The organism is Brucella thiophenivorans, from assembly GCF_002252445.1.
In the GTDB taxonomy this organism is placed as follows: domain Bacteria; phylum Pseudomonadota; class Alphaproteobacteria; order Rhizobiales; family Rhizobiaceae; genus Brucella; species Brucella thiophenivorans.
The window spans coordinates 1-13,443 of the sequence record NZ_NNRJ01000073.1; the positions used below are offsets into that span (position 1 = coordinate 1).

A 13,443-nucleotide genomic window follows, 5' to 3' on the forward strand; every position below is an offset into this window, starting at 1 on the left:
GATATCGTTACATTCATTATGATTCAGGCTCTTAGAAACAACTTTCCGAGCTAACCCGAAAAAATCGGGCAAGTTAGCACGCGCTCTTGAAACTCCCGCCCCACAGAAGAAAATTACGCGGCCCTGATCTCTGGCTAGAAGAAGATCATCTGGTATTGATGGTCCACCCGCTAAAAATCGCAAAAACTACTCTCCACTCAATATATTTAACTTAGGGTTAACAAAATCTGCGCTTTCGTGTTCAGTAAATTTCACTTTTTAAACAAAAAACTTAGTTTTTTCACTCGGAGCCGATAACTGGAAATTATAGAAGGTAAGATGATAGGCAGTTTCACAAACTGAAACACCGCTGACGAGGTAGAAATGCTATTTAAATTGCAACATCTCGAGAGCGGGCGGGGAATTCCACTAGTCCACTCCGTATCCGGCATTTCTTTTCACGAATCCAATAATTGTAGCATATTTAAGAGGGCGCCATTTCGCCTTGGCTCCTTCAATATAGTGCATAAGCAGCCCGCGAAACTGAACATTTTTCGGCCGTGAACGAAGACCCGTAAATATATTAATAAGACCGGGAAATTACAGTTGTAGAGGCGAAGGCTTCTAGATTCTAGAACTCAAAGCCCTGCCGTTTCAGAACTTTTTATGATCTGGATCGGATCGGCCCCGATTGCCCGGCTAACCGCTATAAATTCAGCAATATCGAGCCTACGCTCGCCCTGCTCGAATTTTGAGATGAAAGTTTGACGTTGGCCAATCCGTTTGCCAAGTTCGACCTGAGTAATGCCTGCGTTTTTTCGAGCCGCAATAAGCAACTCAATCATCGTGTTATAGAGTTCGGGCTGAAAAGATGACAATAGGACCGCCAAATTTGATAATCAGCAACCTATTTGAACCCGATTTTTGAATACCCCAAATTAGGGTATTTTGTCATATTAGGCACGCCATTTGATTCGGGAGGCGAGCTTGAAGCATCAATACGTTGGGGACATAAACGACTACCGAAAATACGCCTTGCTCAGGGCTTTGTCGGCGAGCGGCACGAACTCTATAGGCGTCTGTTGGATGCTCACACCGGAAGACGGACGCACAGATGGGAATAAGCTCAGCTACTTGCAGCAGCCGGATGGGTTCCGACCTTTCGATCCGGAACTGTTCGACGTTCTGACCTACGCTGCGGGCCAGCCGGATCGCCGCCGTTTGCAGGAGATTGAAGACATCGGCGCAATTCCGCAGGCAAAGTATTTTAACGAACTATTGCCGGACGACATTGCTGGGCGACAGATATTCATGGATCGCTGTACCTCTGCGCTTGGTCATACCGATCTCATTTTCTTCGATCCCGATAACGGCTTGGAAGTGTCTTTGCGGAAGGGACGGAAGAATTCGTCCAAGTACCTTTATCTGGATGAAGTCGCTGAATTCTACGGCATGGGCAAATCACTGCTCATCTACCAGCATTTTCCACGCATTGAGCGGAAGGCTTTTCTAGCTCAGCGTTCGGAACAGCTACGCGCCAGTGCGCCGGGGTGTTCAATGTGGGCGTTCACCACTGCTCATGTAGTGTTCTTTTTGATTCTGCATCCCCGTAGCCCGGACCGCTTGCGGCTTGCTGCCGAAGCTGCTGCGCATCGTTGGGAACCACGCTTTATCAAAGCCGAATATCTCGAAGATAAAACGCTGACAGGGGATAATTGACGGCGATTTTCCGTCATGTTTTTTGGAATTCTTATCATTTTCAACAGGATAGACATATGAACACCCTGAAGTCACTAGCGCTCGTCGCGCCCGCAGTTGCCTTGGCCGCGTGCACTTCATCCAGCGCCGTGCGGACCTCCGCGAACACGGCCATCATCCAAACCAGTGCCGCACCCGTTTGTGGCAGTACTGGCGCAGCCAAGGTCGCCCAAATGCAGGCGGCAATCGAAACGATCAAAGCTGGATATGACCGATATATCATCGTCGATGCTAGAAGCGCCAACAATGTCCAGATGGCCCAAACACCCGGCTCTTATAAAACATCAGGTTATATCAATAACGGCCACTACAGTGGAACAACAACTTACCAACCGGGCATTCCGGTGATTTATGGTCGTCATGAGCAGGCATTTGCGATCTATATGTTCCGTGACGGTGAGGCCGGAGCGCAACGCGCCATCCCAGCCCGGCAGACACTTGGACCGAAATGGCAGGAAATGGTGAAGAGCGGAAAGATCAACACCTGCGCATAGTTCCGATTGGGCTAGTGTACCTAGGTATACCGCTGAAGGTGTTCGCAATGCAGATTGGGTCCCTTGTAATTGTCCAACAATATCGTTTGTGGGGGGAGATGCGAACAGCTCACCCCGGAAACCGGAAGTCAGTGCAGTCATGACGGCTGCACTACGCGACTGATACGCCTCGCCACAGGAAGGCATACGCGAAACCAGCAGGCACCGGGTCAGCTACGTACATAGCGGGCAGGCAGCAGCGCGCGTCCTCAGTCCACTTCCCAGCGAGGCAGACCGTTGTGGCAGCGCTGCATCAATCGAAATTCGGATAACACTATGAATTTACGTAAATAATTATGCTGGGATTTTCTCCGTGTTTTTCTTTTTAGGGAACAGACAGGAGAACACGATGCACATCATGGTGAGAGATAAGCGTAACGGTGCGGAAGAATGGATTACTTTGGAGCAGGCTTCTGAACTGCTGGGCATTGCCGCAGATGAGATTGATGAAGCACTCGAAGAATTCGGTGAATGCGAGGGTGGATACTACATCGCCCTTCAACCGGAGTAACCAGCCGGAAACAAACAACGGAACAAATTGGCGGGCGTCGGTTTCAATCGACGCCCGCTTTGTCTTACCGAGCGTAAGCTCGGTCCAGCGCTTCGATAGCAACATCGGCATTGCGTACAGCCTGCGTATAATGACCAAGTGTCACGGTCGGATTAGCGTGGCCAGCAATTTTTGCCACCAGCCCAACCTCGATGCCTTCCGCCTGCAAGGTGGAAATGAACGAGTGTCGTGCCGAATGCGGTGTCACGTAAGGCACATTCAATTGCTTGAACGCTGGCACCCAAAACCGCTTCCGAAAATTCTGGTATAGCAACGCTCCTCCTCCGCCAAGACGCGGCAACGGCCATGCCTGTAGCCTTCCCGGCCCCGGAAAGACGCGGTGCAATTCTCCTTTCCTCCGTGGGCATCGCACACGCCACGCCAGCAGCATCTCGCGCAACGTCGCGCTCATCGGGACATCACGCGTTCCGGCTTCGGTCTTGGTCGTTTCCGTCAGCGATCCGTCGCGCTCCTGAATGCGACAGATACGAATAAGGTTCTTCTCAAAATCGACATCGCTCCATAACAAGCCCAACTGTTCCGACGGACGCGTACCGGCAAGGAATGGAAAGGCATAATAGACGCCGCATTCAGGATCACGCTTGGCGGCGGCGATCAACTTGGCGATATGTTCCGGCATGAGGATGACGCGTCGATGACGGGTTCGGGCTCGCACCAACCCGGTCGGCATCGACGGCGAGCGGACCAAGAAATCTTCCTCCGCAAGGGCCAGAATGGATTTGAGATGGCTTTTGGCACGATTGGCGGTGTAGGTACCACACTGCTCTGCTACCGACTTATACCATGCCCGTATCATCGCGGTGGTCAGTTCGCTCAGCTTGACGTTGCCCAACAGTTTCACGAAGCGGGCATCTTTTGGTGGAACTCCATTTTCCGTGAATTTCGCCCGTTCACGCGCCGTCCCAATTAGGAGAGGTCCCCGGATCGCGCCATTGACTACGACCTTGTAGCCCTGAAACGTCGAGGATTTGATCTTGGTTTCACGATCTTCCAGCCAATGATTAATAGCCTGCGATACCGTCGGTGCTTTCCGCTCGTCCACATACCGGCCATCCACGACTTTTACCAACAAATCGTTGCGGAAGGCTTCGGCGTCCTTCTTACGATTGAAAGCGCGGCGGCGACGCTTATTCAAGATTGGGTCTTTGTACTCACAATACCACTGCGGATATTCGGCAATGGTTCCATCACTCAGCTTGCGACGACGCGTGGTACTAGTAATTGAGATATTGAAGTCTTTCATTTTCTTGCTCGCATTTGACAAAAATTGCGAGAAAAACACGGCGAAACAACCAGCACAATTAATCGTCAGTTGTCTGGAAAAGCCTAGAAATGGCTCGAATTGTAACCAGCCGTGTAACCTCTGCATGTCGTTGAAAAGTGAGACCGCGAGACGACGCGGTCTTGAGTGGATTTGATTCCTCCCTCACCGAGGTTGAAATCGCCGCTCAAGACCCTTGCAGAACTCTCACGACAACTGGCGACTACGACTTGGAACAGCAGCAACAAGGGCAGCAAAGCCCGCCAGCAGTGTTCCAGTAGCCCACACGGACGGCCAGTCGCCCGGTAGGCAGCGTGGCTGCGCCACGCAGGAATACAGAAATATCGCTCACGGTGGCGGGTGGCGGTAGTGGCACGCCACACCTACGGTCCCGGCCACTCAGCGGGCTACTTCACCAAGACCCCGCTGCACACAGCGCCGCCTACAGCACGTGCCACCGGTGCCACCGCCACCACACTAGAAGGAAATGTGGTCCCCCCGTTGCGGTTCGTCGTCAACGTGCTCTTCAAGCTTTGGTCGGCAAAAGCCACGTATGGTTTTTGACCCAACTTTAAATTTGTCCGGTTCCCAGCCAAGTTCCCGCATCAAGGTAGAAACCCGCTTCATATGACCATTGTGCTGGCGCTCAAACGGGATGGATAGAACGTCCGCCAACAACTCGGCGGTGGAAGCGCGAACTTTGTCGCCTGCTGCTTTTCCATTGACTGCAGCCAGCTTTTCCAACCAAGGATCGTCTTCCAGACGATCCTCCTGTTCGGCAGCCGCGACCGCCCAAAGTTCCCGCGGTAGCACAATACTATTACCTTCAGCTTCCAGCTTCGCCGCCTCCGCCCAAAGCTGGTCGCGATCTTGCTCAAGGGCGGGAATGTCTATCTCCCCGGTTTTAACGGGCAAAAAACGACGATTGCCGGTGCGGTCCTTCAAATATTTGGATTCATTCGTCGTACCAATAAAGATGGCTTGTCGGGGACGTGATTCCGAAAAGCGTCCATAGGCCATTCGTGCCCGATCAACGTCACGTGAAGCGAACGCTTTCATGCGTTCAACGTCCCCTTTGTTAAGACCGGACATTTCACTCAACTCGTAAATCCAGACTCCCTCCATGGCTTCCATCTGGGCTTTGGTGTCGAGTGTTAGCAATTCATTGTCAGAATGGTTTCCAAGGCCAGCCAGAACGCGCAATGCCGTGGACTTGCCGGTTCCCTGTTTGCCTTCGAGAATCACGATGGTATCGAATTTGGCACCGGGTTCTCGAACCCGCCTCACCGCCGCAACGAGCAAAATGCGTCCTATTGCTCGATTTAACGGAGTGTCGTCAGCGCCCATATATCGAATGAGCCAGCTATCGACACGCGAGATGCCGTCCCACGTTAGTCCGTCCAGCATTTGCCGGATCGGATGGAACGAATGCTCCAGACAAAGTTGGTTAACAGCGTCACGAACATTCTCTGCTCTGGGGTCAAAGTTGAACTTTTCGATGACAAATGCACGCAACAAAGCGCAAGCGTCGTCACTAATTTCACCTGCATGCTCATCCAGCAGTTTGCCATTGACAACCTTCCGGTGGCGAAACAGGTCGTGAGAAAAGCTGAACCCCAAGCGCTGAAGTGCGAGGACTGAATTACGCATAGTTGGTCTGGGATGGCCATTTTTATCAACGTCGGGCCAGCCATCCGCTATCGCAGCCAAAGCGGAACGCGCTTGTCGTAAGGCATATTGTTCTGGCTTTTTCTTCTCCAGCACCGATCGCGCAATTCCTAAGGCCGGGTTTATAAGCACACCGGCAATAACCTCGTCGGAACAGCCTGCCCGACCAAGATCACATGCGACACGGTATATAGTCTCACTACGCGACCGAAACCGCGCGTCTGGCTTATCTCTTGGCCTTTCGGGATCGTCACCTAATTCGATAAGCGAGCGAGTGGTGAGCGTCAAAGTCGAAGGTAGTGAATCCATGTCGACCGTAACAACCGGTGCGTCTTGCGCGACAGAACTTTTTGGGCCAGCTCGTTCTGGTCCATCGCCCAGCGGAAAATCGTTCAGTGAATAGGTCAGCGACCAATCTGCTTTCACAACTCGGGCAACTGTGGGCTTTCTCCCTTTCAACTGCTTCGTCGCGTTAGGAATGTTCACTGTACCCGGCAGTCGCATGATACGGTCGATATTATGACAGTTGTCGCCGCCAAGCGCATTTGCCAAACCAACGTTGGTCGTTTCAACGCGATCCAAATCGTCATTAGGCTCCTTTAGCTTCCAGTAGGCATGATAACCTCCGCCAGAGAATACAATGACTGTTGGCGGCGGCGAAAAAGCAAGAACACGCTCCAGAGCATCAGGATCATCGATATCGATGTGCAAAAAGTTCGCTATGACAACATCATTCTTATTAGCTTTCTTATTCATGATGCCGGGCCGCAGGCCATTCACGTGAAAGTAGACGTTGTCTTCGCCTTGCCGCGCCTCGATCCAAGCGCGCATCTCGTCATCTTCACTCGGGGAGAACGTGCAGGCTTCAAGCCTCCCCTTTAGCGGAAGAGCAACCAGATGGCGGCGCTGGCCGGGATACATATGCTCGAGGAACTCTGCTGCCTCGTCGCTGTTACCTTCGGGGAAAGTGAACTTGATAGACATTAGTTGACTCCTCCCTGCCTACAGGAGTCGATATGGGCTATCACTTCTGACAGCTTAACCAAGCGCCGCGAATTATACGGCGAATAACTTGGAATGTGACCTGCTTTTATGGCGCGTCGGAGTTGCCACTCCTTCGCGCCGATTCCCTCAGCTGCTTCTTTAATGGTGAAAAGACGCTCAAGCGGGTAGTTCTGCGCAAGTTGATTTTCCATCAACTCATCTCCTAATGATTGGAGGCGAAAATGACGGGCAACAAAAAACGCCGCCCGCGCATTCTCACCCCAGTTAAATGTGGGTGTTGAATGCAACCGGCAGCGCTCTGCAGAACTTTTCGACCTATTAGGAGTTTCCTCGGTCGTTATGTCTGAAGCACTACATCATGAAGGCGGAACTACCCGCGCGTCAGCGTTCTTCATCAGCTACGTTGAGAAGCGTGTCAGAATTTTCCATGGATGTAAATCAATTTTCATTCTGTTCACCTTTTGTGGTCGGTAGAGCCTCACGCGCGCGCCCATGTAGCCCACACCCTATGTACGGTTCGGAATTCTGTAGCGCGCACGGAGCGGCTACCCACAAAGTACTGCGTATGGGGAAAACGAACAGCGGTAGATTTGGAATGTGTATAATAGTCGCTTCAATATCGGAACCGAATGCGGAAAAATAGCCGTCGGTCACTGTCCGGTCACCGTTTCATTGCTTGATTGCAATTCACGTCAGTGAATCTGGCTATCATTCTGTCTAAGATTTGATGCCTCCGTCGAGCCGACAAGAACGTGGTCCATTGTGTAAAGGGGGGAAATCTGTAATATCATGGATGAACCTATTGACGGCGCAATTCTACGCTTGCCAAGGTTGGGGTCGAGGGTTCGAATCCCTTCGCCCGCTCCAGTTTTCCGTTAAGTATAGGCAACAAAATCCCGGCTTCGTCCGGGATTTTTGCTTTTCTGATCCTCAATCATCATACAGAATCGCCAACCTTTACGGATAGTTACCGTTACGCGACAAGGGTAGCTTTGCTCCAGCAATATGCCGCGCAGTCAATGCACGTTCCTCAACGATCGAATATCGGAAGCGGAATAATTTGGCGGGGCGACCGCCAGTTTCACTGTCGCTATCGCCTGTTTCTTCAACGAGATCCTGTTGTTCGATAAGGCGACGGAAATTCTGCTTGTGAAGACGCAACCCTGCCAAAGCCTCGACAGTTCGCTGAAGCTGCAAAAGCGTAAAATTATCGGGCATCAATTCAAAGACAACAGGACGGTATTTGATCTTGGCACGCAGCCGCGCAATAGCCGTCGCTAGGATACGGCGATGGTCGGCAAACATGTGCTGTCCGTTTTCAGCATTGCCTTGGCTTGCTTCGTTCACAAGACCAGCTTCATAAAGCAGCTCATAGCGCTGAAGCACAAAATCTTCGTTCCAGCGTTCGCCATCAAGACCAAACGAAAAAGCGATACGTCTGAGACGTTGCGCCACCAGTTCCACAGAGTTGGCTTCATGTGCCCAACGGTCGAGGCTGTCACTAAGATGCAGCACTATCTCCGGCACACCCTGTCTGTGATCCTCCCAAGGCAAATATTCATACCAGCCGCGCCAGCTCGCCTGATCGGAAGCTACATCATCTTCGCGCACAAGGCCGAGATAGCTGATCGAAATTGTACGCTCCCCCTGCTTATGGCGATCACGATCAGCAAACGTGTAAAGCTGCTCAAGATAGCCGACAGGATGCGCAGTTTCAGCCTGTATCCACGCACGCAATCCTGCTTGCAGCGACCGATGTTCCATCTCGAATGGGCCAGAGGGCAAAGCGTGTCCCTGTCGCACAGTCATGACACGCGGTTGCTCGACTGTGACGGCGGTCAAAACAGCAATCAGCTCAGTATGGGCAATATCATCAGTCAATGCGTCGGCTTCTTTCCCTAGAACGCATCCCGAAAACTGTGAAACGGTTTTTGGATAAGATGCGCGCTAAAACAAATGATTAGAGCGCCGATCAGATCCAATCAGATCGAAACGCGCTCGAAATATACACAAAGGTTGTGCGTGGAATAATGTTCAAAAGCAAATGAATAGAGCGCGGATGAAAATATGCCGCCATAAGAGCGCGTTGCGATCCTCATTTAGCGAAGGTCGGATTATGCTCAAAAAAAGCCGCGCTGGTAAAACCAGCGCGGCTTTTAGTTATTTGTGGACAGATAATCAGAAATCCCAATCGTCGTCTTCAGTTGCGACGGCCTTGCCAATCACATAGGACGAGCCAGAACCCGAAAAGAAGTCGTGGTTTTCGTCGGCATTTGGCGAAAGGGCCGAAAGGATTGCCGGATTGACTTTGCAGGCTTCCGGCGGAAACAGCGCTTCATATCCGAGGTTCATCAGCGCCTTGTTTGCATTATAATGCAGGAACTTTTTTACGTCTTCGGTGAGGCCAACGCCGTCATAAAGCGCTTCCGTATAGCGGACTTCATTGTCGTAAAGCTCAAGCAGCAGATCAAAGGCAAAATCCTTGATTTCCTGCTTTTTGGCTTCATCGAGTTTCTCAAGCGCGCGCTGATATTTATAGCCGATATAATAGCCGTGGACGGCTTCATCGCGGATAATCAGGCGAATAAGATCGGCCGTGTTGGTAAGCTTGGCACGGCTCGACCAGTACATTGGCAGATAGAAGCCCGAATAAAACAAAAAGCTTTCCAGAAATACGCTGGCAATCTTTTTCTTTAACGGATCGTCAGAGCGGTAATTATCAAGAATGAGCTGCGACTTTTTCTGCAGGAACTCATTTTCTTCCGACCAGCGATAGGCATCGTCGACATCTGGTGTGAGACACAATGTCGAGAAAATCGACGAATAGGAGCGCGCATGAACCGCTTCCATAAAGGAAATGTTCGAAAGAACAGCCTCTTCATGCGGGGTCGATGCATCATCCATCAAGGTCACAGCACCAACCGCATTCTGGATCGTATCCAGAAGTGTCAGGCCCGTGAACACACGGATGGTCAGCTGCTTTTCTTCGGCTTTAAGCGTTTCCCACGACTGAATATCATTGGACAGAGGTACTTTTTCAGGCAGCCAGAAGTTTCCGGTTAGACGGTTCCAGACTTCGAGATCCTTGTCATCGTCAATGCGGTTCCAGTTGATCGCACGCACCAGACCGGGCTTTTTCGCATTATTGTTTTTAAACTGCATATTCATTGGTTTCACCTTGGTCATAGGGCGCAGGAAACGCAGCCTTCAACCTGCGTCCCTTCAAGCGCCATCTGGCGCAGGCGGATGTAGTAAATGGTCTTGATGCCCTTCTTCCACGCATAGATCTGTGCGCGGTTGATGTCGCGTGTCGTCGCGGTATCACGGAAGAACAGCGTCAGCGACAAGCCCTGATCGACGTGCTGCGTTGCAGCCGCGTAGGTGTCGATGATCTTTTCCGGGCCAATCTCGTAAGCATCCTGATAATATTCGAGATTATCATTCGTCATAAAGGCAGCCGGGTAATAAACGCGGCCAATCTTGCCCTCTTTACGGATTTCGATCTTGGAAACAATCGGATGGATCGAAGAGGTCGAGTGATTGATATAGGAAATCGAGCCTGTTGGCGGCACGGCCTGCAGGTTCTGATTATAAAGCCCGCCTTCCATGACGGCCTTTTTCAACGCCTGCCAATCTTCCCGTGTCGGGATCGCAATACCAGCGGTCTCAAACATCTCACGAACGCGGTCTGTTGCAGGCTCCCAAGTCTGATCAGTATATTTGTCAAAATATTCGCCGGTCGCATATTTCGACTTCTCAAACCCCTTGAACGAACTGCCCTGCTCTACTGCCAAAAGATTGGAAGCACGCACGGCATGATAAGCAACCGTGTAGAAGTAGATATTGGTGAAATCGACGCCTTCTTCTGAACCATAATAGATGCGCTCACGAGCGAGATATCCGTGCAGGTTCATCTGGCCGAGGCCGATGGCGTGGCTTTCATCATTGCCCCGCGCAACCGAAGGAACCGAGCCGATATGGCTCATGTTGGCAACCGCCGTCAGTGCACGGATCGAGGTTTCAATTGTCTTGCCGAAATCCGGGCTATCCATCGCGGCTGCAATATTAAGCGAGCCGAGATTGCAGGAAATATCCTTGCCGAGATACTCATAAGACAGATCTTCATTGAAGATGCTGGCTTCACTGACCTGAAGAATTTCCGAGCAGAGATTACTCATAGTGATACGGCCATCGATTGGATTGGCGCGGTTCACCGTGTCTTCAAACATGATGTAAGGATAGCCGGACTCAAACTGGATTTCCGCCAGAACCTGGAAGAAGTCGCGCGCATTGATCTTCTTCTTGCGGATACGGCCATCATCGACCATTTCGCGGTATTTTTCGGTCACCGAGATCTCAGTCAGCGGCACGCCATAAACGCGCTCCACATCATATGGCGAGAAGAGATACATATCTTCATCGTTCTTGGCGAGTTCAAACGTGATGTCGGGGATCACCACGCCAAGCGACAAGGTCTTGATGCGGATTTTTTCATCAGCATTTTCGCGCTTGGTATCGAGAAAGCGCATAATGTCCGGGTGATGGGCATGGAGATAAACTGCACCCGCACCCTGACGCGCACCAAGCTGGTTGGCGTATGAGAATGAATCTTCCAAAAGCTTCATCACCGGAATGATACCGGAAGACTGGTTCTGGATCTGCTTGATCGGTGCGCCGGCTTCACGAATATTGGTGAGGCTCAGCGCAACACCGCCACCGCGCTTGGAAAGCTGTAGGGCAGAGTTGATCGAGCGGCCAATAGATTCCATATTGTCTTCAACGCGCAACAGGAAGCAGGAAACAAGTTCTCCGCGCTGTTTTTTGCCTGCATTGAGGAAGGTTGGCGTTGCCGGCTGATAACGGCCCGAAATAATCTCATCGACCATTTCGCGCGCATGCTGCTCGTTACCGCGCGCGAGCGCCAAGCCCACCATGCAAACACGGTCTTCATAGCGCTCAAGATAGCGCTGACCGTCGAAGGTTTTCAGCGTATAGCTGGTGTAATATTTGAACGCGCCGAGGAAGGTCGGAAAGCGGAATTTCTTGTCGTAGGCATGATCAAAAAGATCACGCACAAAATTGAAGGAATACTGGTCGAGCACTTCGCGCTCGTAATAGCCTTCCGTCACCAGATAATCGAGCTTCTCACGCAGATTGTGGAAGAACACCGTGTTCTGATTGACGTGCTGAAGGAAATATTGCTGCGCCGCCTGTCGATCACGTTCAAGCTGAATTTTGCCCTCATCGTCATAGAGGTTCAGCATGGCATTAAGCGCATGATAATCCAGCGACGTTTCAGCGAGCTTTGATGGCTTGCTTCCTGATCCAGCGCTCGTTGCGGTGCTGGTCGCTGAGGATGACGCATGCTTTTCCGAAGCAGCGACCGTCTCGCGCTCACGGGTCAAGGTTGTGTCTGCCGTGTCCAAAATCGTTCCATCCCGTCTTTAACATTGCCAAGGTCTTCGTCCGTCCCCAAAAGCTCAAAGCGATAGAGGTATGGAACCTGACATTTTTCCGAAATTATTTTGCCTGCAAGGCCAAAGCCTTCGCCGAAATTGCTGTTCCCAGCGGCAATAACACCGCGAATGAGGGATCGGTTATCCGCGTCGTTAAGAAAGCGGATGACCGGCTTGGGAACGGCGCCTTTTGCGCCACCGCCGCCATAGGTTGGGGTCACGAGCACATAAGGCTCGATCACCCGCAACAGATCAGCATCGTCTTCATGGCTTTCCAGCGGAATGCGCTTTGAGCGCATCCCAAGACGCATCACGAAGCGATGCGTGTTCTCCGAACGGCTGGAAAAATAGACAATCTGGCCCATCACAAACCCTAACAGCGGTTGGGCTTAAGCGAGCGAGCTGATCATATCGGGGCGGAAACCAGCCCAGTGGGCTTCACCAGCAACAACAACCGGCACCTGACGATAGCCAAGCCCCTGAACCAGATCATATGCGTCGGCATCTGCAGAAATATCGATGACAGCATATTCAATGCCCTGACGATCAAGTGCGCGGGTGGTGGCAGTGCACTGGACGCAGGCTGGCTTGCTATAGACGGTGACGTTCATTTTTTCCTCACAGGGGATGTTGACGGGGGGAACTTGGTATGGGTGCGACTTATCTGGATGAAGACGCAAAAACACATTCACGCAGTGCAAAATGCGCTTGACAGAAGACGAAAACTAAGAGGCAACACGCTCTAAGCGCGCATCCTGTACGCTAGCCCGTAAAAGGCGGACCGGAACTGTTAAATCTCAAATTACTCGACATGCTTGTCACCCCGAAGCTTTGGGCAGATATTCGGGGGCAGCAAAAACCATGGCAATACTCTGCCACACTTATTGCGCGCCAACCGGACACCCCGCCCGTGGACGTTCACGTTCAAGGCAGGTCTCCTGGCTCACGACTTAACGCCTTTGCCCACCTTCCCGGTTTAACCCAGTGGCATATGGACATCGGCTTATCGCTTACAGTTGCGGGGGCAGCTACGGCATAACCACATTCGTCATGAACGCGACGCACCGTATTCCCATCTTCGCTTTTGATCCTAACGAATCGTAAGAACCTTGAACACAAGATATAGTATCTGAAGTTAAAAACTCGTCAACGGATAGATGGCTCAAAAAAACTTAATTGAAGCGCGGCTGTGAATAGCCGGGATAACTATCG

General features: G+C 51.5%; 12 protein-coding genes and 1 riboswitch. Of the genes, 3 read left to right on the forward strand and 9 right to left on the reverse strand.

Annotation, left to right across the window (positions count from 1 at the left end; genetic code table 11):
* Window positions 1-617: 617 nt before the first annotated feature.
* Window positions 618-857, reverse strand: coding sequence for a helix-turn-helix domain-containing protein (locus CEV31_RS20095; RefSeq protein ID WP_235818204.1), 240 nt, complete (start codon window positions 855-857; stop codon window positions 618-620).
* Window positions 858-1,065: 208 nt separating this feature from the next.
* Between CEV31_RS20095 and CEV31_RS20100 the strand changes: the two genes are divergently transcribed.
* The 3 genes from CEV31_RS20100 to CEV31_RS21195 all read left to right on the forward strand — a co-directional run bounded on the left by CEV31_RS20100 (window position 1,066) and on the right by CEV31_RS21195 (window position 2,781).
* Entirely contained in the window at window positions 1,066-1,698 is a 633-nt protein-coding gene (locus CEV31_RS20100) for a hypothetical protein (protein WP_094509930.1), read from the forward strand.
* 56 nt (window positions 1,699-1,754) lie between these two features.
* A complete protein-coding gene (locus tag CEV31_RS20105) occupies window positions 1,755-2,231 on the forward strand; it encodes a hypothetical protein (protein ID WP_094509932.1) in 477 nt (158 codons plus the stop codon).
* 397 nt (window positions 2,232-2,628) lie between these two features.
* Window positions 2,629-2,781 (forward strand): hypothetical protein, encoded by a 153-nt coding sequence (locus CEV31_RS21195; protein ID WP_169717417.1) that lies wholly within the window; start codon window positions 2,629-2,631, stop codon window positions 2,779-2,781.
* A gap of 64 nt (window positions 2,782-2,845) precedes the next feature.
* Here the strand turns inward: CEV31_RS21195 and CEV31_RS20110 are convergent, their stop codons facing one another.
* The 8 genes from CEV31_RS20110 to nrdH all read right to left on the reverse strand — a co-directional run bounded on the left by CEV31_RS20110 (window position 2,846) and on the right by nrdH (window position 12,842).
* The gene (locus CEV31_RS20110) at window positions 2,846-4,084 is read right to left on the reverse strand and encodes a tyrosine-type recombinase/integrase (protein ID WP_169717418.1); all 1,239 of its coding nucleotides are present in this window, start codon (window positions 4,082-4,084) and stop codon (window positions 2,846-2,848) included.
* A 495-nt stretch (window positions 4,085-4,579) separates the two neighbouring features.
* On the reverse strand, window positions 4,580-6,754 hold the full coding sequence (locus tag CEV31_RS20115; protein WP_094509934.1) for a VapE domain-containing protein: 2,175 nt from the start codon (window positions 6,752-6,754) through the stop codon (window positions 4,580-4,582).
* Window positions 6,754-6,966: a MerR family transcriptional regulator gene (locus CEV31_RS20120; protein WP_094509936.1), complete on the reverse strand. Its 213-nt coding sequence runs from the start codon at window positions 6,964-6,966 to the stop codon at window positions 6,754-6,756. The genes CEV31_RS20115 and CEV31_RS20120 overlap by 1 nt, the downstream gene beginning before the upstream one ends.
* Before the next feature lie 766 nt (window positions 6,967-7,732).
* Window positions 7,733-8,656: an NUDIX hydrolase gene (locus CEV31_RS20125; protein ID WP_094509937.1), complete on the reverse strand. Its 924-nt coding sequence runs from the start codon at window positions 8,654-8,656 to the stop codon at window positions 7,733-7,735.
* 297 nt (window positions 8,657-8,953) lie between these two features.
* Window positions 8,954-9,943, reverse strand: a complete 990-nt coding sequence (gene nrdF, locus CEV31_RS20130; protein ID WP_094509966.1) for a class 1b ribonucleoside-diphosphate reductase subunit beta — start codon at window positions 9,941-9,943, stop codon at window positions 8,954-8,956.
* Between the two features lie 14 nt (window positions 9,944-9,957).
* Window positions 9,958-12,201 (reverse strand): class 1b ribonucleoside-diphosphate reductase subunit alpha, encoded by a 2,244-nt coding sequence (gene nrdE, locus CEV31_RS20135; protein WP_094509938.1) that lies wholly within the window; start codon window positions 12,199-12,201, stop codon window positions 9,958-9,960.
* A complete protein-coding gene (gene nrdI, locus CEV31_RS20140) occupies window positions 12,177-12,596 on the reverse strand; it encodes a class Ib ribonucleoside-diphosphate reductase assembly flavoprotein NrdI (protein ID WP_094509940.1) in 420 nt (139 codons plus the stop codon). Before nrdI ends, nrdE begins: the two co-directional genes overlap by 25 nt.
* Window positions 12,597-12,620: 24 nt before the next feature.
* Window positions 12,621-12,842: a glutaredoxin-like protein NrdH gene (nrdH, locus tag CEV31_RS20145; protein ID WP_094509941.1), complete on the reverse strand. Its 222-nt coding sequence runs from the start codon at window positions 12,840-12,842 to the stop codon at window positions 12,621-12,623.
* A 300-nt stretch (window positions 12,843-13,142) separates the two neighbouring features.
* Window positions 13,143-13,358: riboswitch (cobalamin riboswitch) on the reverse strand.
* Between the last annotated feature and the right edge of the window lie 85 nt (window positions 13,359-13,443).

Excerpts from the sequence above, each read along its gene's own strand:
- CEV31_RS20115 (WP_094509934.1), bottom strand. The coding sequence starts at position 6,754 with ATGTCTATCAAGTTCACTTTCCCCGAAGGTAACAGCGACGAGGCAGCA.
- CEV31_RS20105 (WP_094509932.1), top strand. The coding sequence starts at position 1,755 with ATGAACACCCTGAAGTCACTAGCGCTCGTCGCGCCCGCAGTTGCCTTG.
- nrdF (WP_094509966.1), bottom strand. The coding sequence starts at position 9,943 with ATGAATATGCAGTTTAAAAACAATAATGCGAAAAAGCCCGGTCTGGTG.
- CEV31_RS20110 (WP_169717418.1), bottom strand. The coding sequence starts at position 4,084 with ATGAAAGACTTCAATATCTCAATTACTAGTACCACGCGTCGTCGCAAG.
- nrdI (WP_094509940.1), bottom strand. The coding sequence starts at position 12,596 with ATGGGCCAGATTGTCTATTTTTCCAGCCGTTCGGAGAACACGCATCGC.
- CEV31_RS21195 (WP_169717417.1), top strand. The coding sequence starts at position 2,629 with ATGGTGAGAGATAAGCGTAACGGTGCGGAAGAATGGATTACTTTGGAG.
- nrdH (WP_094509941.1), bottom strand. The coding sequence starts at position 12,842 with ATGAACGTCACCGTCTATAGCAAGCCAGCCTGCGTCCAGTGCACTGCC.
- CEV31_RS20120 (WP_094509936.1), bottom strand. The coding sequence starts at position 6,966 with ATGGAAAATCAACTTGCGCAGAACTACCCGCTTGAGCGTCTTTTCACC.
- CEV31_RS20100 (WP_094509930.1), top strand. The coding sequence starts at position 1,066 with ATGCTCACACCGGAAGACGGACGCACAGATGGGAATAAGCTCAGCTAC.